This is a genomic window from Bacillus sp. EB V-12, from assembly GCF_056158125.1.
In genome coordinates this window covers 695,512-719,863 of the sequence record NZ_JBUXJL010000002.1, presented here as the reverse complement: position 1 = coordinate 719,863, position 24,352 = coordinate 695,512, and the positions used below count along the sequence as shown (strand labels likewise).

The 24,352-nt window shown below is 35.3% G+C and carries 30 protein-coding genes and 1 riboswitch; of the genes, 4 read left to right on the top strand and 26 right to left on the bottom strand.

Features of this window, described 5'->3' with window-relative positions:
• Window positions 1-55: 55 nt before the first annotated feature.
• From ACZDYH_RS10365 to ACZDYH_RS10335, 7 genes are all read right to left on the bottom strand, one after another.
• Window positions 56-259, bottom strand: a complete 204-nt coding sequence (locus ACZDYH_RS10365) for a DUF2768 domain-containing protein (protein WP_001289008.1) — start codon at window positions 257-259, stop codon at window positions 56-58.
• Window positions 260-526: 267 nt separating this feature from the next.
• The gene (locus ACZDYH_RS10360; RefSeq protein ID WP_000369754.1) at window positions 527-778 is read right to left on the bottom strand and encodes a stage VI sporulation protein F; all 252 of its coding nucleotides are present in this window, start codon (window positions 776-778) and stop codon (window positions 527-529) included.
• A gap of 115 nt (window positions 779-893) precedes the next feature.
• On the bottom strand, window positions 894-1,916 hold the full coding sequence (locus ACZDYH_RS10355; protein WP_048655807.1) for an NAD(P)H-dependent glycerol-3-phosphate dehydrogenase: 1,023 nt from the start codon (window positions 1,914-1,916) through the stop codon (window positions 894-896).
• A gap of 18 nt (window positions 1,917-1,934) precedes the next feature.
• Window positions 1,935-3,245, bottom strand: coding sequence for a ribosome biogenesis GTPase Der (gene der, locus ACZDYH_RS10350; RefSeq protein ID WP_001125893.1), 1,311 nt, complete (start codon window positions 3,243-3,245; stop codon window positions 1,935-1,937).
• A 124-nt stretch (window positions 3,246-3,369) separates the two neighbouring features.
• Window positions 3,370-3,555: a capping complex subunit for YIEGIA gene (locus ACZDYH_RS10345; RefSeq protein ID WP_000979059.1), complete on the bottom strand. Its 186-nt coding sequence runs from the start codon at window positions 3,553-3,555 to the stop codon at window positions 3,370-3,372.
• Window positions 3,552-4,445 (bottom strand): YIEGIA family protein, encoded by an 894-nt coding sequence (locus ACZDYH_RS10340; protein WP_000141596.1) that lies wholly within the window; start codon window positions 4,443-4,445, stop codon window positions 3,552-3,554. Before ACZDYH_RS10340 ends, ACZDYH_RS10345 begins: the two co-directional genes overlap by 4 nt.
• The gene (locus ACZDYH_RS10335) at window positions 4,438-5,049 is read right to left on the bottom strand and encodes a YphA family membrane protein (RefSeq protein ID WP_474886298.1); all 612 of its coding nucleotides are present in this window, start codon (window positions 5,047-5,049) and stop codon (window positions 4,438-4,440) included. Before ACZDYH_RS10335 ends, ACZDYH_RS10340 begins: the two co-directional genes overlap by 8 nt.
• 117 nt (window positions 5,050-5,166) lie before the next feature.
• Here ACZDYH_RS10335 and ACZDYH_RS10330 point away from each other — a divergent pair, with 117 nt between their 5' ends.
• The gene (locus tag ACZDYH_RS10330) at window positions 5,167-5,301 is read left to right on the top strand and encodes a YpzI family protein (RefSeq protein WP_000513900.1); all 135 of its coding nucleotides are present in this window, start codon (window positions 5,167-5,169) and stop codon (window positions 5,299-5,301) included.
• A 307-nt stretch (window positions 5,302-5,608) separates the two neighbouring features.
• Here ACZDYH_RS10330 and ACZDYH_RS10325 read toward each other — a convergent pair whose 3' ends face one another.
• From ACZDYH_RS10325 to ACZDYH_RS10310, 4 genes are all read right to left on the bottom strand, one after another.
• Complete coding sequence (locus ACZDYH_RS10325) at window positions 5,609-6,658, bottom strand: type 2 isopentenyl-diphosphate Delta-isomerase (protein WP_434713903.1); 1,050 nt, start codon at window positions 6,656-6,658, stop codon at window positions 5,609-5,611.
• 12 nt (window positions 6,659-6,670) lie between these two features.
• The gene (gene rpsA / locus ACZDYH_RS10320; protein WP_000229559.1) at window positions 6,671-7,819 is read right to left on the bottom strand and encodes a 30S ribosomal protein S1; all 1,149 of its coding nucleotides are present in this window, start codon (window positions 7,817-7,819) and stop codon (window positions 6,671-6,673) included.
• Window positions 7,820-8,153: 334 nt separating this feature from the next.
• Window positions 8,154-8,831 carry a (d)CMP kinase gene (gene cmk / locus ACZDYH_RS10315; RefSeq protein ID WP_000361252.1) on the bottom strand — a complete coding sequence of 226 codons (678 nt, stop codon included), beginning with the start codon at window positions 8,829-8,831 and terminating at the stop codon, window positions 8,154-8,156.
• A 129-nt stretch (window positions 8,832-8,960) separates the two neighbouring features.
• On the bottom strand, window positions 8,961-9,134 hold the full coding sequence (locus tag ACZDYH_RS10310) for a YpfB family protein (RefSeq protein WP_000738057.1): 174 nt from the start codon (window positions 9,132-9,134) through the stop codon (window positions 8,961-8,963).
• Window positions 9,135-9,314: 180 nt separating this feature from the next.
• Here ACZDYH_RS10310 and ansA point away from each other — a divergent pair, with 180 nt between their 5' ends.
• Window positions 9,315-10,289 (top strand): asparaginase, encoded by a 975-nt coding sequence (gene ansA / locus ACZDYH_RS10305; protein ID WP_000822010.1) that lies wholly within the window; start codon window positions 9,315-9,317, stop codon window positions 10,287-10,289.
• Between the two features lie 35 nt (window positions 10,290-10,324).
• On the opposite strand, the gene ACZDYH_RS10300 is transcribed toward ansA, so the two are convergent.
• The 12 genes from ACZDYH_RS10300 to ACZDYH_RS10245 all read right to left on the bottom strand — a co-directional run bounded on the left by ACZDYH_RS10300 (window position 10,325) and on the right by ACZDYH_RS10245 (window position 20,295).
• Window positions 10,325-11,305 (bottom strand): YpdA family putative bacillithiol disulfide reductase, encoded by a 981-nt coding sequence (locus ACZDYH_RS10300; protein WP_434713900.1) that lies wholly within the window; start codon window positions 11,303-11,305, stop codon window positions 10,325-10,327.
• A gap of 108 nt (window positions 11,306-11,413) precedes the next feature.
• On the bottom strand, window positions 11,414-11,944 hold the full coding sequence (locus tag ACZDYH_RS10295) for a peptidoglycan recognition protein family protein (protein WP_001240655.1): 531 nt from the start codon (window positions 11,942-11,944) through the stop codon (window positions 11,414-11,416).
• Between the two features lie 79 nt (window positions 11,945-12,023).
• Entirely contained in the window at window positions 12,024-12,260 is a 237-nt protein-coding gene (locus ACZDYH_RS10290) for a DUF3961 domain-containing protein (RefSeq protein WP_001983018.1), read from the bottom strand.
• Window positions 12,261-12,357: 97 nt separating this feature from the next.
• Window positions 12,358-12,567, bottom strand: coding sequence for a hypothetical protein (locus ACZDYH_RS10285; RefSeq protein ID WP_000426763.1), 210 nt, complete (start codon window positions 12,565-12,567; stop codon window positions 12,358-12,360).
• 80 nt (window positions 12,568-12,647) lie between these two features.
• Entirely contained in the window at window positions 12,648-13,934 is a 1,287-nt protein-coding gene (gudB, locus tag ACZDYH_RS10280; protein WP_000225173.1) for an NAD-specific glutamate dehydrogenase, read from the bottom strand.
• 311 nt (window positions 13,935-14,245) lie between these two features.
• Window positions 14,246-14,854: a genetic competence negative regulator gene (locus tag ACZDYH_RS10275; RefSeq protein ID WP_001235402.1), complete on the bottom strand. Its 609-nt coding sequence runs from the start codon at window positions 14,852-14,854 to the stop codon at window positions 14,246-14,248.
• A gap of 77 nt (window positions 14,855-14,931) precedes the next feature.
• A complete protein-coding gene (locus tag ACZDYH_RS10270) occupies window positions 14,932-15,807 on the bottom strand; it encodes a MerR family transcriptional regulator (RefSeq protein ID WP_025709291.1) in 876 nt (291 codons plus the stop codon).
• Window positions 15,807-16,583, bottom strand: a complete 777-nt coding sequence (locus ACZDYH_RS10265; RefSeq protein WP_000637791.1) for a metallophosphoesterase — start codon at window positions 16,581-16,583, stop codon at window positions 15,807-15,809. The genes ACZDYH_RS10270 and ACZDYH_RS10265 overlap by 1 nt, the downstream gene beginning before the upstream one ends.
• Before the next feature lie 66 nt (window positions 16,584-16,649).
• Window positions 16,650-17,129 (bottom strand): LysM peptidoglycan-binding domain-containing protein, encoded by a 480-nt coding sequence (locus tag ACZDYH_RS10260; RefSeq protein ID WP_166694839.1) that lies wholly within the window; start codon window positions 17,127-17,129, stop codon window positions 16,650-16,652.
• A 22-nt stretch (window positions 17,130-17,151) separates the two neighbouring features.
• Window positions 17,152-17,715 carry a CPBP family intramembrane glutamic endopeptidase gene (locus tag ACZDYH_RS10255; RefSeq protein WP_001025780.1) on the bottom strand — a complete coding sequence of 188 codons (564 nt, stop codon included), beginning with the start codon at window positions 17,713-17,715 and terminating at the stop codon, window positions 17,152-17,154.
• Window positions 17,715-19,244: an ATP-dependent DNA helicase RecQ gene (gene recQ, locus ACZDYH_RS10250; RefSeq protein ID WP_048655803.1), complete on the bottom strand. Its 1,530-nt coding sequence runs from the start codon at window positions 19,242-19,244 to the stop codon at window positions 17,715-17,717. Before recQ ends, ACZDYH_RS10255 begins: the two co-directional genes overlap by 1 nt.
• Complete coding sequence (locus ACZDYH_RS10245) at window positions 19,234-20,295, bottom strand: YpbB family protein (protein WP_001167004.1); 1,062 nt, start codon at window positions 20,293-20,295, stop codon at window positions 19,234-19,236. Before ACZDYH_RS10245 ends, recQ begins: the two co-directional genes overlap by 11 nt.
• Window positions 20,296-20,593: 298 nt before the next feature.
• Between ACZDYH_RS10245 and ACZDYH_RS10240 the strand changes: the two genes are divergently transcribed.
• A complete protein-coding gene (locus ACZDYH_RS10240) occupies window positions 20,594-20,842 on the top strand; it encodes a ferredoxin (RefSeq protein WP_001151993.1) in 249 nt (82 codons plus the stop codon).
• A gap of 121 nt (window positions 20,843-20,963) precedes the next feature.
• Here ACZDYH_RS10240 and ACZDYH_RS10235 read toward each other — a convergent pair whose 3' ends face one another.
• Window positions 20,964-21,542: an ECF transporter S component gene (locus ACZDYH_RS10235; protein ID WP_000810855.1), complete on the bottom strand. Its 579-nt coding sequence runs from the start codon at window positions 21,540-21,542 to the stop codon at window positions 20,964-20,966.
• 162 nt (window positions 21,543-21,704) lie between these two features.
• Window positions 21,705-21,844, bottom strand: a riboswitch (FMN riboswitch).
• Between the two features lie 248 nt (window positions 21,845-22,092).
• Between ACZDYH_RS10235 and ACZDYH_RS10230 the strand changes: the two genes are divergently transcribed.
• On the top strand, window positions 22,093-22,779 hold the full coding sequence (locus tag ACZDYH_RS10230; RefSeq protein WP_000710837.1) for a hypothetical protein: 687 nt from the start codon (window positions 22,093-22,095) through the stop codon (window positions 22,777-22,779).
• Between the two features lie 164 nt (window positions 22,780-22,943).
• Here ACZDYH_RS10230 and ACZDYH_RS10225 read toward each other — a convergent pair whose 3' ends face one another.
• Together ACZDYH_RS10225 and ACZDYH_RS10220 are read right to left on the bottom strand one after the other, a co-directional pair.
• Window positions 22,944-23,558: a peptidoglycan DD-metalloendopeptidase family protein gene (locus tag ACZDYH_RS10225; RefSeq protein WP_000866119.1), complete on the bottom strand. Its 615-nt coding sequence runs from the start codon at window positions 23,556-23,558 to the stop codon at window positions 22,944-22,946.
• 84 nt (window positions 23,559-23,642) lie between these two features.
• Window positions 23,643-24,224, bottom strand: coding sequence for a cob(I)yrinic acid a,c-diamide adenosyltransferase (locus ACZDYH_RS10220; RefSeq protein WP_000781266.1), 582 nt, complete (start codon window positions 24,222-24,224; stop codon window positions 23,643-23,645).
• Between the last annotated feature and the right edge of the window lie 128 nt (window positions 24,225-24,352).

Genomic DNA, 24,352 nt, shown 5'->3' with positions numbered 1-24,352 from the left:
CCTTTTCATACTAATCTAATTTGCTCCGTATGTAGTATTTTCGAGACCATTCCATTTACTGCTGTACAGGTCCACTAAATACAACAAGAAAAATAACAATTCCTGACACAATCATAAGGGTGTACGCTACTAACGCTGTAATCCCTTTCAAAAATTTATTCTTTATTCTATGTCTACTTAATAAAATAAAACTTACTGCAAAAAACATAAATCCAATTGCCCCTAAAGCCAACCACATTTTCATAAGCCCTTCTGACATATACACACCCCTTTTTATTAATCTATTTTTATACTATTTTAACAAATTAAAATCTTTAAACAAATACAAAAAGAACATTTTACTACAAATCGCGAGTATGTAACTTTAATCAATAGGTTTTCCAGCATTTCTCACCAATCTAGGAAAAAATAAAACCGAAGCGATTGTATCTCTCGCTTCGGTTGACCAAATATGCCCAAAAACAGCTCTATTCCCATTCTTTCATGGCTATCATATGCAATCTCCAAACTCTTTGTTTCTCATAATTTATTTTTTAAACATTTTGCTTAACGAGCCAAAATCTGTTGGCATATTATTATTAATAATCGCTTTTACAATTTGATCCTCTTGCTCTTTCGGCACTTCACGTCCCGCCATAAGAGCCACTTGATGAATTAATTGACGAAGTACAGTTTCATCACGTAAATTCGCATTTTGCACGGATGATGCTAATTTAAAAATATCCTCTTTATTTACTTTCGCTTCCTTCTCAATATTATTAAAAATATTATTATCCATTCTTTTCACCCTCTCCTCAAGTTACTCTTCATCCTATGCAAAAATGAAAAAATGGTGAAAAGACCCAAAAAATAAAAAAGCGACAGAAGTACAAATGTACTTCTGTCGCTTTTCTTTACAGTAAATCAGGTATAGCTTCCACTTCATGTTTTCGAACACGTCCCATCAATGAGCCTACTGCATCTTTTACGTTATTCCCATTGAACAGCACGTCATATAAAGCAGCTGTAATCGGCATTTCAACTTCCATTTTCTCTGCCAATTCATGAGCAGCTTTCGTTGTTCTTACACCTTCCACAACCATACCCATGCTTTCTAACACTTCTTCTAAAGAGTGTCCTTTTCCAAGCATATTTCCAGCGCGCCAATTTCGGCTATGAACACTTGTACAAGTTACAATTAAGTCTCCCATACCAGTTAGACCAGCAAACGTTAACGGATTCCCGCCCATTTTTCTTCCTAAACGAGCAATCTCTGTTAAACCACGTGTCATCAATGCCGCCTTTGCATTATCACCTAATCCAAGACCATCAGTTATACCAGCAGCTAATGCGATAATATTTTTTAACGCACCACCAAGTTCAACTCCAACGATATCTGGATTTGTGTATACACGAAAATAACTATTCATAAATAAATCTTGTACTTCCTCAGCCGCTTCCATACGCTTTGCTGCAGACGTAACTGTTGTCGCTTGTCGTAAACCGACTTCTTCAGCATGACTCGGTCCAGACAGTACAACAACATCTTTAATTAAGTGCTCTGGAATTTCTTCCTCAATCACTTCCGAAATACGTTTTGACGTACCAGGTTCAATTCCTTTGCTCGCATGAATCCAAGTAATTGGTTCAGTAACAATTTCTTTCATCTCTTGTAATACATCTCTGTACGCTTTCGTTGGTACTACTAGCAGTACTGTATTTACATCTACTAATGCTTCTTCTAAAGAAGAGTAGGCTACGATTGTGCTTGGCAATGTAATGCCTGGGAGATATCGACTATTCTCATGTTTCGTATTCATTTCATCCATAAGTTCTGGGCGATTTCCCCAAATACGTACATCATGTCCATTGTCAGCTAATACCATCGCTAACGCTGTTCCCCAGCTACCTGCTCCTACTACTGTGATTTTTGTCATAAAATCACATCCTCTCCATTAGTCTCTTGCTCTAGCGATAATGTGAATCGGCGTTCCTACGAAGCCAAATGATTCACGTAAGCGATTCTTTAAGAAACGCTCATATGAGAAGTGCAATAATTCTGGATCGTTTACAAACACAACAAATGTCGGTGGTTTTACCGCAACTTGTGTTGCATAGAAAATTTTCAGACGGCTACCATTATGAGTTGGCGTCGGATTCATCGCTACCGCATCCATAATTACATCGTTTAATACGTTCGTTTGAATACGGATACTATGACTTTCATTTACCTCATCGATAACCGGTATTAATGTTTGTGTACGTTTTCTCGTTTTTGCAGATAAGAACACAATTGGTGCGTATTCTAAGAATTGGAAATGAGCACGGATATTTTCTTCAAATGCTTTCATTGTTTTTTCGTCTTTTTTCACTGCATCCCATTTATTTACAACGATAACAACAGCTCGCCCTGAATCATGAGCATATCCAGCGATTTTTTTATCTTGCTCAATAATTCCTTCTTCACCATCTAAAACGACTAAAACAACGTCAGAACGTTCAATCGCTCTTAGCGCACGAAGTACACTATATTTTTCTGTACTTTCATACACTTTTCCTTTTTTACGCATACCAGCTGTATCAATAATTACATAATCTTTTCCATCTTTACTATATGGTGTATCGACAGCATCACGAGTTGTTCCTGCTACATTACTAACAATTACACGCTCTTGACCAAGAAGAGCATTTACAAGTGATGATTTCCCTACGTTTGGACGTCCAATTAAAGAGAAACGAATTGTGTCTTCATCATATCCGTCTTCTTCAATCTTTGGAAAATGTTGTGCAGCTTCGTCTAGTAAGTCACCTAACCCTAATCCGTGTGTACCTGAAATTGGGAATGGTTCGCCAAATCCTAATGCATAAAAGTCATAAATGTCACTGCGCATTTCCGGATTGTCCACTTTATTTACTGCAAGTACAACCGGTTTATTTGAACGATATAAAATTTTTGCAACTTCTTCATCAGCTGCTGTTACACCGTCACGACCGTTTGTCATAAAAATGATAACATCCGCTTCATCAATTGCTACTTCAGCTTGTTGACGAATTTGTGTCAAAAACGGCTCGTCTCCAATATCAATTCCGCCCGTATCAATAATGTTAAATTCATGATTTAACCATTCTCCAGCGCTATAAATACGATCGCGCGTTACACCTGGAATATCTTCTACGATTGAAACTCTTTCTCCAACAATTCTATTGAAAATAGTAGATTTCCCTACGTTCGGGCGACCTACTATCGCTATTACTGGTTTCGGCATATACTTTCATCCTTTCAACTTGCTTCTGTTTATTATGTAAAAAACCCTTCTTTGTGCAAGAAGGGATTTGCATTCCAGAATATTTCTCAACGTATCAAAACACCTCACATTATAACACACGTTGCTAATGTTTCACAATAATATATACATTCTCTTGTAAGCGATGTGCAATACCATCTAAAATTGCTTCTAAATTATTTGCAACAAATTCTAGTTCCTCCGTCGATTCGCAAACGAATAAAGGAGCACCACCTGCAAATTTTTCTGGAGTCGTTGTTATAACTGCCAGAATAACACTTTCTAACATCATCTCTTATCTCCCCTTCCTTTTGGGGCTTCCGATGACATATGGACAGCACTTTCTAACGTTGGTACATTTCCTATGACACCTATCGCTTTCTCTGCATCTTGATCTTGCGGCAGGACAAAAATCCCAACCCTGCCATCCTCTAAATCACGCTTTGCTAACGGTACAAGCGCTGGTGTACCAGAATCTCTATAAATCCCTAACGCTACTGAAACATCGTGTAAAATAGCTTGTCGTTGCCCTAAATTTGAGATTGTAACCATCGCATCAATTGATTTCGGCTTTAAAATAAAACCCATACCATATTTCATAATTTCTTCTTGTCTTGCTGGCAATCCAATATTCATAATGTAAATATTGTCAATATAAAGCCCTGCTCCTTCAAAACGAAGCGGAACGTGCTCAATTTCAACAAGATCATGTAGCCTTTTACCAGACATTAATTTTTTCGCGATAAAAAATGCGATTATAGCCATAATTACTCCTGCAATCCATGAACGGAATCCTATATACGCAAACGTCGTTGCAAACGACGTTAACATTGCCAAATAGTTGCGACTTTCAAAAACCAATGCAATTCCTTCAATGTATGTATTTCCACGCGGTACGAGCTCATACCCATCTAATTGTTGAAGCGTATTTCTTTCCATATTACGTACATCACGAAATTGTGTCGCTGCTAATGTAAGAAATGTAATGGCAGAAAAATCTTTTTTCAAAATAGACGGGATTGCAATCGCTCCTAAAGCAGCTGCAATTAACCCCATTGCAATATGAATAATTTTCCCATGTAGCCTCGTCGGATATTGCCGCGTATCCGTCCGAAGCATTAGCACCCTTGTAACTGTCCCCGCTATTACGCCGCATAAAATGGCTGGTGTATATTCAGTCATGTATTACCCTCGCCTTTCTTTTACGTATTTTTCTCTTAAACCGTTCCATGTATACTGATGCTTTTGCAATCCAAAACAATATTGCCATGAATAATGTAGAAATGGCGACGATATCAAAAAATGCTAAACTACCGTAATCATATGGAAAATTCAATTTCCTAAAAATAAATGTCACTAGCAGCTCTCCTTGTAACATCCCTACATATAGAGAACATAATCGTAATATGCGATCCCCATGCAATAACACCGATGCATACACAAGAGCACTACTTAGCAGAAACACTCTATCCACCACAATCCAAATCGGATCATATATTTCTAACAGATGAAAACTTGTATATAACATTGCAATAATAAGTGCCGAAAGTAAGCTATACACTTTTTTCCAGACAGAATATAGCGTGATCCCTATAAAAGAAATAATACAAAGTAAAAGAGCATTTACTGATACCACGAATGAGGCAATCGTTACATGTAACGGAGAGCAAATTATAAAAATCAGTATACAAGCGCCTAACTTCCACCGGATAGGGTCCTTTTTCATAAAAAAGGTTACAATGATCCACCCTATCCAAGCTACAAAATAAAAAGTACTTCCATCCATCAACTTCACCTCCTATGTTTTCCATTATGGGAACTTTTTATGAAAGTTAATCCACTTTATTTACGCATAGTTTTTTCTTATAACAGCAACACTTTTAACAAGGAGGTGTTATTCATTATGGGTAAAGATCGCCAAGAACGAAAACTACGAGAATCACGCCGCGTTGAATCCGATCGTGATCAATCACTACAATATCCAGGTGCAACTGGACTTGATACACCAGAACAGGCTCGAAAACAAAACCAGCACTAATTAATACCAAAAGACGGTTTCTATATTGTACGAAACCGTCTTTTACATAATCAGTTTAATGATTTCTATTTATATTGAAATAATATTTCGCGCACTATATCCTCCCATTACTTCTTTTTACCTTCACCTATTCCCATTAAAAATTAAGTTCTCTCCAGTAATTCGACAACACACCATCTACATTTTTCAACCCTTTTTCAATTACAATTTTTACGAAATGATATTTTTATATAATGCTAATTCCATTCTCCACTTTATATTACGAAAAAGAATAGAACAAAAAAAAATCAACCGAATGGTTGATTTTTTATCTCCTACTATAATGCGCAGTATCAATACCACGCTGCATTAACCAATGATATGTTTCACCCTTTACAACAAGAGGTACAGATTGCAACTCTTCTATCGTCTTCGCACCAAGAGCTGCCATTATAAATTTCAAATCTGTATGTAGAAGCTCAATTTCATCTACTAACTTCTCGATACCATCTTGCATTAAAATACGTAAAAAATAACCAGCAAACGCAGTTGTATTCGCCCCTAATGCGATTGCTTTCGCTACGTCAAGCGCTGTTTGTATACCCCCAGATGCAATAAAAGAGAGGTTATTATTTGTAGTGGTTGCTTCAATAATCGAGGTTGCTGTTTGTATGCCCCAGTTATTAAAATAAGAAAGCATTCGCTGTCTTCTTTCGTTTTCAACAGCAGCAAAATTCGTACCACCTTGCCCACCAATATCAATTGCTGTTACACCTACGTTCACTAACTGTTGCATTGTTTCCTTACTCATCCCAAATCCAACTTCTTTTACAATGATAGGAACTTTACTATTTAAAACAATTTTCTCAATGCGCTGAAGTACTCCAGTAAAATCACGGTCTCCTTCTGGCATCGTTAACTCTTGTATGACATTTAAATGAATTTGTAATGCATTCGCTTCAATCATATCAACGGCGCGCTCTGCCTGCTCGATAGTTGCCTCACTACCTAAATTAGCAAAGAAAATACCATTTGGGTTTACCTTTCTAATCACCTTATAAGAAGCAGCTTCACTTTCATCTTTTAACGCCGCCATTTGCGAACCTACAGCCATAGCAAGGTTATGATGTTTCGCTACATATGCTAATTGCTCATTAATATGTAACGTTTTCTCTCCTCCACCACCAGTCATCGCATTGATAAAAATCGGCGAACTTAGTGAAAGTTCGCCGATTTTTGTTTCACATGTTATTGTGTCATAATTTGAATTTGGCAAGCTTTGATGCACAAAATCAATATCATGAAAGCCATGCGTACGAGACTGACCAGTAGAAAGAGCGTATTCAATATGATCTAATTTACGTTTTGCCCTTACCACTTGTACCCCTCATTATTTCTTTAATTTTTTCAGTTGTTCACCAATAATATCACTTAATTGGAAAGTAGCAGAATCAGCATTTGGCTCATACTGACTATAATCTTCAGTTACATTATTTTCCTCAAGCGCTTCTTTTATACTTAAAGAAATACGTTTCTCTGCTACGTGAACTTCAAGTACTTTCACTTTTACTTCTTGTCCCATTTCCAATACTTCATTCGGATTTTTCACGTGACGATTTGCAATTTGAGATACGTGTACAAGCCCTTCAACGCCCGGTAAAATCTCAACGAATGCACCAAATGTAACAAGGCGTTTTACTACTCCCTCACGAATATCTCCAGCTTTTATTTCGCCAGCAACGTTTTCCCAAGGTCCTGGTTGAGCTGCTTTAATTGATAAAGAAATACGTTGTGTATCAGCATCAACAGATAACACCTTTACCTTAACCTTTTGACCTTGCTCTAACACTTCAGAAGGTTGCTCTACACGTTCGTGTGAAATTTGTGAAATGTGAACTAAACCGTCCACTCCACCAACGTTAACGAATGCGCCAAAGTCAGTTAATCGTTGTACTGTTCCTTCAACAACGTCCCCTTCTTTTAATGAAGAAATTGCTTCTTTTTTCTTAGAATCTAGTTCTAATTCTACTACCGCTTTATGCGAAAGGATTACACGATTTTTTTCACGGTCTAATTCAACAATTTTCACCGCTAATGTTTTACCTTTATAGTCAGTAAAGTCTTCTACATAATGTACTTCTACAAGTGAAGCTGGAATAAAACCGCGAACACCAAGGTCCACAACTAATCCGCCATTCACAATATCTTTTACAGTAACATCAAATACATGACCAGAAGTAAATTTCTCTTGTAGTTCTACCCATGCTTTTTCTGCATCAACAGCACGTTTAGATAAGACAAGATCATCTTCTTCTAATTTAATAATTTTCAACTCTAGTGTTTGATCTAATTCTACAACATCGCTTGCTTTTTCAATATGAACGTTAGCTAATTCACTAATTGGAATTACGCCATCTGTTTTGTATCCAACATTTACAAGCACTTGTTTCTCTTCAACCTTCGTTACAGAACCTGTAACAACGTCACCAACTTGTAATTCTTTTGAATCCATAACTTCTTCATTCATTTTCTCTACCATGGAAATACCTCCCTACAGAATTGACAAAGCATTTTTTATGTATATACGAAATGAAAACAAAGTTTTCATTTGCATGTTTAAGAATTTCTCATCACATACTCTTTTTCAATAACATTCACAAGAAAATATATTAAACCTATATAAATAGTATACAGCAAAACCAGCTTGAAAAAAGTATGTTTTGAAATATAATAGCGAATATATTCTGACAGTTTCATTCCTCTTTAACTAACTTCTTACAAATCAGCTCATTTGTCAAGGAAAGAGACTCACAATTCACGTATCCTTTACATTTCTATTTAAACAAAAAAAGAAAGAGGACTATCCCCTTTCTTTATTTCGCAAACACTCCAGAAACAATGCTCATAATTTTTTGGACAACTTCTTCAATTGATAAAGAAGTCGTATCTAATTCCAATGCATCATCAGCCTTTTTTAGTGGAGAAACTTCGCGTTCTGAATCTAATTTATCACGCTGAGCAATTTCTTCTTTTAGCTGCTCTAAATTAGAATCGAAACCTTTATTTAAATTTTCTAAATGTCTTCTTTCCGCTCTTTCTTCAACAGAAGCAAGCATAAAGATTTTCACTTCAGCATCCGGTAATACATGTGTACCAATATCACGGCCGTCCATTACAACGCCGCCTTTTTTCGCTAACTCTTGCTGACGACGTACCATTTCTTCACGAACAAGGCGATGTTTCGCTACAATAGATACTCGATTCGTCACATCAGGTGTACGAATTACTTCAGAAACATCTTGTCCATTTAAAAATACAAGCTGTGTATTTTCTCCTTGCTGAAACTCAATATTTACATTCTTTACAACTTCCATTAACTGCTCTTCATTTTCAATGTCTACTTTTTGTTCAAGGGCTGCATATGTAAGCGTACGGTACATTGCGCCTGTATCAATATAAACGTAAGAAAGTTCCTTCGCAACAACTTTTGCCACTGTACTTTTCCCAGCAGCTGCTGGACCATCTATAGCAATTGAAATTCGTTTATCCATTGTAACACCTCATTTTTTCACTTATAAAACAAAACGAAAAGCAGGTGTTCACCCTGCTTCTTCTCATTTGCTTCACGTCATTAAATCCTCAATTATTGTAGCATAATCCTTCATAGAAGAAAATGAAAACTACCTATTCACCTGCAAGATTTCCACTTTGTTTTTTACCATGACACCTTCATAATAAACAATTTTAGATAAATATTTCACTGATGACTTATGTATAAATAACAATTGCACAACAGAAAGACAAATGAATTGTATTATTAATATACGAATAAAAATTCTCTCCATCTTTTTCACCGGAATTCTTCCCTCCTATACTATATTTGCACATTTCGTTTCATAATTTTATACATCGTACATATAGCAGTTAATTTTATTGTCATTTTCGAGGCATACTTTTATACATTTCCATTGTCGAATTTACTCAAAACATGTTATGTTCTAAATGTATTTTTTTACTTGAAAGGGGTATAAGCATTGAAAAGAATCCTAGTTTTACACACAGGTGGAACAATTGCAATGGAGGAAGATAAAGAAACTGGGGTCGTACAACCAGGTGAAAAAAATCCTCTTTTAAAATTCATTCCTGATTTAGAAGGCGATGTTGATTTAATCGTTGAAGATGTGTTCCACCTACCATCTCCTCATATGACACCGAGCGAAATGTTACAATTACAAGTCATCATTGATGAAAGAGTAAAACAAGACAACATTCATGGCGTAGTCATTACGCATGGCACGGATACATTAGAAGAAACAGCTTATTTCTTAGATTTAACAGTACAAGCAACTATTCCGATCGTAGTGACAGGTGCAATGCGCTCTAGCAATGAGTTAGGTGCTGATGGTCTATATAACTTCTTATCAGCTGTAAAAGTTGCTAGTTGTGATGAAGCTGCAGAAAAAGGTGTTTTAGTCGTATTAAACGACGAAATTCATTGCGCTACAAATGTAACGAAAACACATACAAGTAATGTTGCAACATTCCAAAGCCCACAATACGGACCAATTGGAATGGTAACAAAACGCGGCGTTGTCTTCCATCACGCTTTAGTACATCACGAAACATATACGATAAACAAAGTGTCTAAAAATGTAGTTGTTCTAAAAGCATATGCTGGCATGGATGATACATTATTAGCAGCAATCGAAAATCTTCCTGTAGACGGCATTGTTATCGAAGCTCTTGGACAAGGTAATCTCCCTCCAAGAACACTACCTAGTCTAGAAAGATTATTAAATAGAGGTATTCCTGTCGTATTAGTTTCTCGCTGTTTCAACGGTATCGTTCAAGACGTATATTCGTATGAAGGTGGCGGTAAACACTTAAAAGATATGGGCATTGTATTCACATACGGCTTAAATGCACAAAAAGCACGCATTAAATTACTTGTTGCATTAGAGAATACAAATTCTCATGAATCCATTCAAAATATGTTTATGCACGAATAAAAAGGAGCTGTCGAGGTTTTCCCGACAGCTCCTTTTTATTTTTCTCTTGATGCAATGGTTTGCGCAATCGCATCTCCATGAAATCTTCCGTTCTCGATAAATATTTCATTTGCATTATTTCCAGCAGCAATGACACCTGCAATGAAAATATTTTCAGCATTCGTTTCCATTCTATCCTCTGTATAAATTGGACGTCCTGTTTCTTCATCAATCTGAACACCCATCTTCGTTAAGAAGCTATGATCAGGATGATAACCAGTCATCGCAAATACAAAATCGTTTTTGATTGTAAGAGCTTCACCATCAACTGTAAACGTTAATGTATGCTCAGTAATTTCTTTCACATGAGCCCCAAAATGCATTTGAATTGTACCATTTCGTACTAACGCCTCAAATTCCGGCAAAATCCAAGGCTTTACGCTTGGTGAATACTCACTTCCACGATACAGTACCGTTACACGTGCACCAGATTTAACAAGTTCTAACGCGGCATCTACACTCGAGTTTTTCCCACCTATAACTACTACATCTCGATCAAAATAAGGATGCCCCTCTTTAAAATAGTGAGCTACTTTCTTCAATTCCTCACCTGGAACATTCATATAATTTGGATTATCATAATATCCAGTTGCTACAACAATATATTTCGCTATATATATTTCCTTACTTCCGTCACGCTTTGTCGTCTCAACCTGAAAAACTTCTCCATCTTTTTGAACTTTCTCCACTCGCTCAAAAGCATTTACACGTACAGATTTACGTCTTACTACTTCACGATAATACGCAAGCGCTTGATTTCGAACTGGCTTACGATTTTCTGTAATAAAAGCTACATCACCAATTTCTAATTTTTCACTAGAAGAGAAAAATGTTTGATGAGTTGGATAATTATAAATGGCATTTACAATGTTTCCTTTTTCAATTACTAACGGATTTATCCCTACCTTTTGCAACGAAATTGCAGCCGCTAATCCGCACGGACCGCCTCCGATTATAATAACTGTTTCTTTCTGCATACTCGTCCACTCCTAGTCTTCTACCAATACACTATTTATAAAAACAAGAAAAAACCTACTTACAGCAGTAGGCACCTATCTTTATTGTATTCATTTTTCATATATTTGTCATCTAAACGAAACGTACATCCGATAGACATCTGCTAAAAACTGCTGAAATTTAATACCTTGTTTCCCTAATACATTCTCAGGATCAATCTTTCTAGCTGGATCAAGCGTTTTATGTGACACGATATCTTTTTTCGGATTTAAGCCAAAGTTTTGGCATAAATACGCATGATACCATGTAAAACGATTATATGCTTCCCAAAAGTTAACATCACCACCATAACAAAGTTCCACTCCAATGGCCGCCTTATTCGCGTCATAGCCATATAAGTCATTATCCGTCGGCACACCATATCGAACATGATACGCAACTTCATTTATAGGAATAATCTCCAATATTGTTTTATCATCTATAAATGTATGCGCCGAAGCTTTCGGTTGTAATTCATTAAAGTAATCTCGATTCCCTATCGCATTGCTTCCAGGATTCCCCGTATCATGGCTTACAATAAATCTCACTTTAGTCAGAGGAATCCCCGGTCGTGAACTTCCATATCCAATATAGTTGCGCTCTATAGGAAACATCGCCATTGCTACCAACTCCCGCTCTAGAAGATTACCTTACTTCCTTATATATGTATTCGGTAGCAATGTCCTTATCGCATATTTCTTACGCGAAGAGAAAATCGAAAATATTTGAAGTGAACACCATAAACAACAAGATACTTACAGCCACTCCATAAAAACCGTAAAACCAAACACAATCTTCTTTCGTATCTAAACCGAAAAATTTATTTACCGATTGTAATAATGTGCCACGCTTGCTTTGTTTGTTTCGTAATACTTCCACTCGCTCTACAACATCTGCTGGCATCATAAATCTTTGGTCTACTGTCATTTTCATCATTTATCTCTCCTTAAAATCATTTCCGTTTTGTTTATCTAAGGAGAGTATAGCACGTTTGTTCGTATAGAACAAGCGTTCTTTTTATTTTTATTTTATTTTATTTTTCAGCAAGCCAAGTAAAAATCGAGATTACAACGGCAATAATCGGCCCTACTACAACCACACCAAATACCAAAAACAGTAGCCCTTCCCCGAACATCCGAACGGTACTTATTTTTCGAGCTTTCATCGTTCTTGCAAGTTCTCCCTCTAACCTCTTAACCTTCTCTTCTAATTGTTCTACTCGTTCCAGCATTTCATTCTCCATATACAACACCTCATTTAATACTTCAACAAAAAAACGTGATTCCCTCGAAAGGAAATCACGTTTTCTCAAGATATAATATTTTATACCCAACCTCTGAAGCGGCTTGCTTCAGCCATTTTACGAACACCAACCATGTACGCCGCTAAGCGCATGTTCACTTTACGAACTTGTGCTGTTTCATAAATAGAATCAAATGATCTTACCATTACTTTTTCTAAACGTTGTTCTACTTCTTCTTCAGTCCAGTAGTAACCTTGGTTGTTTTGTACCCACTCAAAGTAAGATACTGTTACACCACCAGCACTTGCTAACACGTCTGGAACAAGCAAAATTCCGCGATCTGTTAAAATTTTAGTCGCTTCTAATGTTGTTGGACCATTTGCAGCTTCAACAACGATTTTTGCTTTAATATCATTAGCATTTTCTTCTGTAATTTGGTTCTCAATTGCAGCTGGTACTAAAATATCGCAATCAAGTTCTAACAATTCTTTGTTTGAAATTGTATTGTTAAATAGCTTTGTTACTGTACCGAAGCTATCACGACGGTCTAATAAATAATCAATATCTAATCCGTTTGGATCATGTAACGCGCCGTAAGCATCTGAGATTGCAATAACTTTCGCACCTGCATCATGCATAAATTTAGCTAAGAAGCTACCAGCATTACCGAATCCTTGAACAACAACGCGTGCACCCTTAATATCAATGCCACGTTTTTTAGCAGCTTCGCGAATACAAATTGTTACACCTTTCGCTGTTGCTGTTTCACGTCCATGTGATCCACCTAATACAAGCGGTTTACCTGTAATAAATCCTGGTGAATTAAATTCATCAATACGGCTATACTCATCCATCATCCACGCCATAATTTGAGAGTTTGTGAATACATCTGGAGCTGGAATATCTTTCGTCGGACCTACGATTTGGCTAATTGCTCGTACATAACCGCGGCTTAATCTTTCTAACTCACGGAATGACATTTCACGTGGATCACAGATAATTCCACCCTTACCTCCACCATATGGTAAATCAACAATACCACATTTTAAACTCATCCAGATTGAAAGTGCTTTCACTTCATTTTCTGTTACATTCGGATGGAAGCGAATTCCACCTTTCGTTGGACCAACAGCATCATTATGTTGCGCACGATATCCTGTAAATATTTTAACAGTCCCGTCATCCATACGAACTGGTATTTTCACTGTCATCATACGAATTGGTTCTTTTAATAATTCATATACTTCGTTTGGATAACCCAATTTTTCTAACGCTTCACTAATAACAATTTGTGTTGAATTCAATAGTTCAAAATGTTGTTCCCTTTGTTGTTGTGTTTTTGTTTGAGTTCCCTTTTCGGCTACCATAGTAAGTAAACCCCCTGTAATTTCACTTGTTTAGTAAACCTTCATTGCCTAGTATACACCCTTAAATTTGGAATGCAATAGAAAACGCTAACAAATATATACAAACTATTTTCTGTTGCAAGCGTTTTCACTATTATTATAGTCCTTTTATTACTTTTAGAAAAGTAAAATACTTAAATATTTAAATATTTTTTATTCCCATCAACCACACTCCCATAAAACTGCATATTTTATTTTCAAAAAGTATGTTCGAGTATTTACAATCCTCCCTTCCCTTCTCCAAATAAAAACAAAACCTCAGCTATGTTGTATTAGCTGAGGTTTTGTTTTTTCACAAAGTAATTGTGTATTTGTTCTATCGCGTTAACATCCATTAATTCTTTACCGTACTCCATGATGCGATAAATGGTTGCTGTAGACGGATTACCGTATTCCGCTAAAATAGCTATAAAATCCGCCTTTAACAATTGAATTTGTTCCTCTTCTTCCACCCAAAGATAGAAGCGCTCATCCCACGTATATAGCTTTCCGCCAGTTACACCAAGGTTATATAAGCGATTCGACAGGTTAATTACGTCATCTAGCGTAGCAAACTCATATAATATATGCTCACTTTCATCTAGAGTCACTTGCATTTCAATAAACTCGTCACGGAACTCATCATCTGTATCCATTTCTTGATTTTCTTTCGTTACAATTACAACCATCCCTTGTGCTTGTAGAGAAAACACTTCAACTGCAATCGGACCATCTGCTTCAAACCCTAATTCCTTATTTGCTTCTTGCATCATATCACGAAATAATTGCTGTACTTTCGGTGCATTTCTCCATAAATCTTCTTTCGTTAATCCTCGTTCAGATAAATCATCAAATGTTAGAAAAATTTTTATCTTATTGTAATTTAATCGTTCCAGCCTCATCTCATACCCTCCCTACGTAACCAATGCATCTAATTTTTATTATATGAAATAGAAAATAGATGGTTCTTTTCGAACAACTATTCCGACATTTTTAACCATCCATCCCATTCTTCTTTCGTATCACCAATTAAGATTGTTTCAATGTCCAACTGGTTTAGAACGCCTAGCTTTCCGATAAATCCAACAGAAAGAGATTCCCTTTTTTCTTGTAATACATTTATAAAGTTCATCGTCTTTTTCATTTCTTGTTCGTCAGCAAAAGATATAAATACATATTTCGGCTGTATTTCCTCTACCGCTGATAACATACCATCTTCAGCTAAGCTTGTCCTAATATATATCGCCTCATATCCTTTTAAGCGTAAATAAGTTGAAAAAATAAATCCTTTCAATGCATCCTTTTCTAACACAATAACTTTGTGTAAAGAGGAAAACATTGAGGCATTGTGATACACCATCCCTAGACGCGTTTGTAAAAATGATAGTGCATATTGAAATTGCACCATTGAAATCTCATTATTATTTTTTGACGTTAATAATTTGTCTGTCACTCGAAGAACGATACTGGCAACAACCTTTTCTGTTGAATATATACTAAAAGCTTCGTTTAATAATGCAGCAATTGTAATTTCATCAAATTTTAACAAAGCTTGTAGCAAATCGTCCACTAAAACAACTTCTTTATCGAAATGTATCTCTTTTTGAACTGTACTCTGCAAACGATTCTCTTCTAATAACTGAACTGCTTGTCCAATCATCATACCGGAAGAAACTTTTTCCATTAACCATTTTAAAATTTGAATATGCTCTTCTGTATATAAGCGATGCCCAGCTTGATTCCGCTTTGGGGCAATAATTTGATATCGTCTTTCCCATGCACGAAGCGTACTCGGCTGAACTCCAATTATATTCGAAACGGCTTTTATATTATATTTCCCACTAAGAGTTGGCATCATTTCCCTCCGCACAATGTAATGATATGTGTTTGAGCAGGTGCTCGGAAACGAAGTGGTATCAATGTTGTTCCATACCCATTACTAACAAAGAGAATCGTATTCAAATGGTTATATACGCCACCTTTTAAATATTTTTTAGATGGGAATAATCGGATTTGTCCTCCATGCGTATGTCCACTTAACACAAGTGAAATCTGTTCATTTCCAGACATTTTTTTTATTATATCAGGGTTGTGACTAACTAGGATACGAAAACCATCTTCTTTACAATCCGCCAATGCCAAATCTAGACGATCACGGTGCAATCCAACATCATCTATACCGAGCAAACAAATTTTCTCTCCTAATTCAGACTCAAATACCACTCTTGTATTATCTAAAACTTTTACGTTATTTTCTAATAATAACGCATCTAATTCATGATATTCTATCTCATAATCATTGTTTCCCCACACAAAATATACAGGACCTATCTCTCTTAACTTTTGAATATTCGCAGAGATTTTTGATAAAGAGACACCTTTCTCTGCTAAATCTCCTCCGATAATTACGAGATCTACTTTTCCTTTTACTTGTTCAATTAACAAATTCGAAATGACCCTTCTATGAATATCAGAAATAAAAAACACATTTACTTTTTGAAAACTTTTCGGAAATTCTTTAAATACTAAAGTATGTTCCAACACCGTATTACGCATCGCTTCTTTATACATCACAAAAAGTAATAAAATCCCCATGCCTATGAGAGTACTGAATAATATAATCCATATCATATTTTTGACTCCCTCCTCATAAAGATAATCCTAGGCTTTTATAACAAACTGTGATCGCTTAACTCGCTAGCTTTCTTGCTTTGTGGACTTATCTTTTATCGGAATTTTTAATTCTTGACCTGCACTCACTTCATCTTCCTGCAAGTTATTATACTTTTTAATTACTTCAATTCCATTTCCATCTGAAAAATATTGCTTCGCTATACTTTCTAAAGTTTCTCCCTCTTTCACAGTATGCGTTATTACTTTTTCAGAATGTTTCTGCGACTCAGATTTAGCTGAATCAAAGAAGATTACTTCAAACGCACTTTTTCCAGCACTATTACTATCACCCTTCACCTGAATATATTTATCCGTGTACCACAAAATACTAATCGGCAGAAGAATGAATAGAAATGTTAAAACCCGGACGAAAATGTGATTTATTTTAAACTTTTGTTTTTTCTCTTTATTTCTATGAATTTCACTACGCGGCGGTAAACTTTCTTTTTCTTCCACTCGCTCAACTTCTAATTCCTCTTCAAAATCAGGAATTCGTTTCCTCATGTTGTTCACCACCACCTTCCATTTATTTTCTTAATTGGAGTCCCATTATAAAATCAACAAGAAAGTGTGCAAAGATTGTTATAAACAAATTTCCTGTCCATTCAAATACATAACCAAAGACAAAACTAATGAAACAGACGAAACAAAATAAAAATGGCTTTGTTATATAACGAATATGTAACACTGCAAATACGAAGCTCGCAATTACAATTCCAAAATGAGTCTGTACTACACCTCTAAATAAAAATTCTTCTGCAAAACCAATCAAGAACGTAATAACGAGTAAGTGTAGAACGGACATTCCTCGAAACATCTTATCGTTAATACCACCATCATCAAACCAAGACTCCGGAAACACTCGCATTGCAACATAATCTAATAACACAATACCAATCGCTAACAAACCACCTATAATAAGTATAGATACTGGTTCCCATTTCCATAAATTAAAGACTTCTTTTACATCTTGAAATAATATATATGCCAGTAAACAGCCAATACCGATAATAATTAACTGTGTTATATATAGATTCAGCCTTATTTCCTGCGGACTCATATCTTCAACATTATGCCTTTGAATGTTCATCATTCCTCCATCTTTTCTAGGCCGAAAAGCTTTTGTAACTCTGTTTCCCAATTATAGTCGAAATCCGATTGTTGCGCTCGTCTTTTTTTATAATCTTCTTTGGTAATACCGCAATAATCGCAGCAATTAATTAACTCTTGCTCTTTCCTATAACCGAACTGTTGCAGCACATATTCACGTCTACACCCTTTAACTTGTATCCATGACTTCATATTTTCTAGCTCACTATATTTATTACGCAACCTTATTTCTACTTCAGCTATTAATCGGTTCATGATTTCATCTGACAAACCTTCTAATAATAATCTTCGTTGTTGTATAATTCCAACCTGTTCGAGATGATAACGAACGAAACGCCAATATTGCTCATTAAATCTTGCTGCATTATAACAAATTTCTTCTACATCTTCTATTGGTAATTCCTTCGTTTGAAACATTCTTTCTTGTAGTAAAGAAAATAAAAATTTTATTTGTGACTTACTTGGCAATTCATCCTCAATGATTGAAATTGGTAAATCATGATCCAACGGACTACATAATAAAATAGCTATACTCGGTTCGCCATCTCTTCCAGCTCTTCCGATTTCTTGTAAGTAAGAGGCTATATTAGTTGGATAATGAAAATGAATAATATATCGCGTATTCGCCTTATTTACCCCCATACCAAATGCACTTGTGCATATTACAAGTTGCAATTGATCGTTCATAAACTGCTGTTGAATTAACATACGCTCTTCATGTTCCATACCACCATGATAAAAAGCTACACCAGTAACACCTTTCCCTCTCAAGTATTCCGTTAACCTTTCTGTCCACGCTCTACTTGAGCAATATACAATCCCCGGCCCTTGTAAATACATCACCTGCTCTAAAAGCGCCTCTTTCTTTTCTTCTATCGTCTCTACAAATTGCACATCCATTGCAATATTAGGACGATCAATAGAGTATACATGTTCCGCGGCACCCTTTAAATTTAAACTATCTGCGATATCCTGCAGTACCCCTTTTGTCGCTGTGGCTGTCAATGCTAATACTGTAGGAGAACCAATATTTTCAATAACTACATTTAGTTTTTTATAGTCCGGTCTAAAATCATAACCCCATTGAGAAATACAATGAGCCTCATCAACAACAAATAATGAAATATGAATTTTCTTCAATTCCCTAATTAATAACTCCGACTGCAACATCTCTGGTGAAACAAAAATAAATTTATATGAAGATAATTTTTTCATCGCTTCTCTTTTTTCATTTAATGTCCGAAAACTATTAAATGCTATCACTCGGTTTTTCACAACATACTTTAATTGTGTCACTTGATCTTCCATTAAAGATAATAACGGTGATACAACAAGCACTGTTCCTTCTCGCATAAGCCCCGGAAACTGATAGCACATAGATTTCCCTCTTCCAGTCGGAAGCATTGCTATCACATCTTTTCCTTCTAATAAATCTGTAATTACTCCTTTTTGACCTGGACGAAATTCAGAATATCCAAACCACTTATATAAATATTCTTCAAGTTTCATTTACACCCTCCATCCGCGCTAATACAAGACGAACTTCAAAATAAGAGATATCTTCTCCAACCGCTTGTTTCAAAACACGTAACTTCCGCGTTTGCAATGCTTCAATTACTTTTATTACTTTGTCTATCTTTTCTTTTTCCATAAACATTTCAATAGAAAAATCTTTTTCTCGCAAAGCAATTTCAACAAAATGATCTTCTATCGTTGCAACCTTTAAATTCCGAATCGTCGCTATTTCTTCTAAAGAACGTCCTTGTCTCCAAAAATTATATGTTTTTTTCGTGGATAAACTAAATAATTCAGCTCTCTCATTTGGATAAGATATAATTTCAGCTAATAGCGGAAATTCATTTTCTTTATCACGAACTTCTTGTATAAAGAAATGTATTGTACCCCAAAATAAAAAATACACCCTGAATATATCTTGTTTCGTAATTTCTGCTAATTGTTGCAATGTACAACCAATGCGTTCATAACCCGTTAATCGATATGTTACAATCGTCGCTTCTATCGCATTACTCTTTTCTAAAAGATTATGTACTTCCGTCCATAGTTTTCTCGCCAACTCACTTCTCTTATATGGCCTTCCTGTTAGAAAACGTTTCACCCACATCATTATTTCTGTATCTTGCTGAATTGGAATAAACCTCGTATTATTCTGTTGTAAATTTGATATGGTTTGAATAATTAATGATAATCTTTTCCAAAATGTTTCACCTAATTCACCATAATGTAAACCATGCAAATGCGCCGGAAAAGCATAAACTTCCTCCCATTTATGTAACTGCATTTTACCCGTAGGTGTTAACACATATGTATTTTCATGTATTTCTTGAATAAAATCCGCTTGCAACAACTTTGCAACTTCACCATCATAGTCATTTCTATTTAATGATTTATATATTCCGAACAAAAAAGAAATTCGGAACATGTTTCCATCTTGTAAAGTTTGCGAAGAACGTTTGCCCTTTAGTAAATAATAAATAGAAGAAACGGTTCTTTCACCATTCAATTGTTTTAAACAATGCAACAAAGTATATTGTATTTGCATGACCGCTTCCACCTTCCAATCTTAACTTCATTCTTTTCAGTACAATTACACTATCTACTGTCGCTCATTAAACTTATCATATAAGAACTATATACTTGTATATATTCTATTGTATCAAACGAAATCATATTTACGTATTTTGAAAATCTTATGACATAATTCAAAAATAAGTTGACACTCTAATTGATAAGCATTATCATTATAATTTTATGTTGAAAAGTTTTACAAACCGTTTTACAATAAGGTTATAATTTTTATGGCGAGCTTTTCACATACATATTATCAGGAGGGAAAAAAGATGGCAAAATATACAATCGTTGATAAAGATACTTGTATTGCATGTGGTGCTTGTGGCGCTGCTGCACCAGACATTTATGACTATGATGATGAAGGTATTGCATTTGTAACATTAGATGATAACCAAGGTATCGTTGAAATTCCAGATGTATTAATTGAAGATATGATGGATGCATTCGAAGGCTGTCCAACTGACTCAATTAAAGTTGCTGACGAATCATTCGACGGAGACGCTTTAAAATTCGAATAGTCTTTTATTAACTTCAAAAAACGCCCCTCCTATTGATGAGGGGCGTTTTTTGTATCTAAATTTTATTTTCCTTAATAAAAAACCATTAGTAGTTTCACACTACTAATGGTTTTAGTATATATTATGCATTTTTCATTTTTGCAAACACCCATACTTTCAGGCGTGAGAATAATGCTACAAATACAATTGTTACAACAATCCCTTTAATTAAATTAAATGGTAAGATTGCCGTTACAACCGTTGTTTTTATAGCTTCGCTAGACATAGCTGGTGAATTTAAAAACCAAGTGTACGCCGGGAATATGATGATGTAGTTTAATACACTCATAATAAGTGCCATTGTAATTGTCCCTAGCATTAATCCTGTAGTTAAACTCTTCACAGTACGATACTTTCTAAATAAGAAAGCTGCTGGCCCAATAAATAAACATCCTGCAATAAAGTTTGCAATTTCTCCAACTGGTACTCCCGTTAGACTTCCTTGAATCCCGTAATGTAAAATGTTCTTTATCGCCTCTACAATCACTCCTGCTACTGGTCCAAAGATAATTGCCGCAATTAGAGCTGGTACATCACTAAAATCAATTTTCAAAAATGGCGGAAGCCCTGGGAACGGGAAATCCAACATCATTAGTAAATATGCAATACTACTTAGCATCGCTACACTCACCATCTGCACTACACTGTTTTTTTGTTTCATCTTTCTCTCTCCTTTTCCATCGATCATCTCATGGAAAGTGGAAAGGTTCTGCTATGCCTATTTTTTCATAGAACGAAAAAACCCTTTGTGTTTTACACAAAGGGAGAATTTAAGGCACATCAAACAGACGTTCAAATCCATATCTTTTTTGAACGCTTGAACCTCCATCTTCTCCCATCCAGACTATACTGTCGGCTTTGGAATCACACCAAATCCTGCCTTAACGGCTCGCGGGCTTAGAACAAAATCATAAATAGTTCATCACCGCCGGTCGGGATTTTCACCCTGCCCCGAAGATAGACCGATATTCTATTTTCCCCTTCATTATACAACAACCTCATAACATTGTGAACTAAAAAATTGTAACTTATTTAAAATTAGTTATTTATTTTTCGTAACAAAAAATAAATTGCGAGATATTTTACAATACAATCCATATTTTTTATTATTCGGCATTTCTCTTTTGAATTACCTAGTCATATATAATTAAAAGTGATAAGATATTGAATTGTTAAGATAAGAACATTTTCTGAGTTATGGAGGAAATGTCATGAAAAAAGACAAGAGACATTCTATTCGAGAAGCAATGAAAAAAAACTTAAGAAAAGAATACTTTTACTTAAAAAAAGAATTACTTTTCTACTGCCCAATTGATTTAGGCACATTCTCAAACGAGACATACTATGCTACTTTCGATGAAGATGGCATCAGTATTTATCAGTATGATAAAAAAACAGAAAGTAAATTAAAATTGTGTGAGCGTCATCCGTGGAAGAGTTGGAATAAAGTGAAGATTGATCACTATTTGACAACTTCTCAATTTATTTTTCAGGGTGAGCGAAATTGGATCTTATCTCTTTTTCAAAAAGGAAAAGAAGCTCAAAAAATTATTGAAGAGCATACATCTTTACAAACAGAAGTTGTTTCCCGCTCTTTCTTAAAAAAACTTCCTGGTTTTCGTTCTAATACACCACTGAATAAATACATCGGTAGTATTTGTTACACTGCACTTATTGCATTTTTATTAAAATGGATGATTCCATTTCAAGCACCACAAATCGCCCTGTATTCTATTTCGATTGGTTGTATGCTTCTTGGCCTACTTTGTTTGACAATCGGTTTAATTGAACCGACTATCGTACTGTTTCGAACAAAAGAGAAAACAAGAACAAAAGTTTTTTACTTATATAGCTATTTAGCTATTTCTGGATTTATATGTGTCTTTATTTTTTGGTAAAAGAAGCCGTCCCAAAATAAATTTTGGGACGGTTTTCTTTTAGATATAGATGCTCTGATTCACTCAATAGTTCTAGCAAAAGCGCCCATATAATTTCATTTACATTGAATCTTATTTAAGAAGAACATAAATTTGTTCAAAGTTTAATTTTTGAGGCGTTTCCTTTACTTAACATATAATTGTTGATTAGGATAAATTAGCTCTTGCTGCAATCCATTTTTTTCTTTAATTTCCTTAAGTGTCATACTAAATTTCCGTGCAATACTAACTAAAGTATCGCCTTTTTGTACGACATATAATGACGAAGAAACAACTTCATTTCTTTGTTCACTTAAAACAAGCAATGGGTTCATCGCATTCTTTTTCGCCATCGTCCATCTTCCTTGATGAAGTTCTAGATGTAAGTGCGCACCTCGCGATTCTCCCGTGTTCCCTACTTCTCCAATTTTTTCTCCTTTGGAAATATAATCTCCTTGATTCACATATCTCTTATTTAAATGTGCATATACAGCCTCATATTCTCCGTGTTTAATAAATACAACATTTCCATAACTACTTGAATAATAAGACCTCGTTACCTTACCATCTTGGATAGCTGCCACAGGCGTTCCAATCGGCGCAGCTACATCAATACCATAGTGTTTTCCATGCCTTGTCCCAAAATAATCACTTATCTGACCTTCAACAGGCCATGTCCATCGATTTTCTTCTGCATAAACATGTAATTGAGATACAAACAGTATACTCAATAACATGACACCGCATTTTAAAACTTTCATATACATCCTCCGTTTTCTAATTACCACCATACCTTCTCTATTTTGGTATATTACAGAAAAAAGTATACAAAAAAAGAAAGTGAATTACTCCACTTCCTTCTCTTTTTTATCACGAAAAACTAATGCACTACGGTTATACTCCACATCTTTCACTTGTAATCGGGCATTTATTACTCGAGCTATCGCAAACAAATAATCAGATAATCTATTTACATACTTTAATACAACTTCATTTATTTTCACTTCTTTTTGCAATGATACTATAGAGCGTTCTGCTCTCCTTACAACAGTACGTGCAATATGAATAGTAGCCGCCGCCTCGCTACCACCTGGCAAAATAAAGCGTTCTAGTGGCGGGGCTTCTTCTATATATAAATCAATCTTTCTTTCTAAACTTTCAACCATCTCAATTGTCACTTTATAAGGAATTTTTTGTTCCACTATTGCCAAGTCTCCTCCACAATCAAATAGTTCATGTTGAATATTTTCGAGCTCATTGTAAATATCTATAAAAGCCCCACCTTGAAGCTTAGTCATTGCATATCCAATATGAGAATTTGCCTCGTCTATTGTTCCATACGCTTCCACACGGATATCATCTTTATCAACCCTGCCACCTATTACACTTGTCGTTCCTTTATCTCCTGTTTTTGTATATAATTTCATTTCTTCACAGCACCTCTCTTGTTATTTTTAATTCGAGCAACATAGAAAAAAGTTCTACCATTCTTTATTTAATTGAGTTTACAAAAAAATAAAAAACAGCAGAACTTTATTCATTATCAACTTTAAAA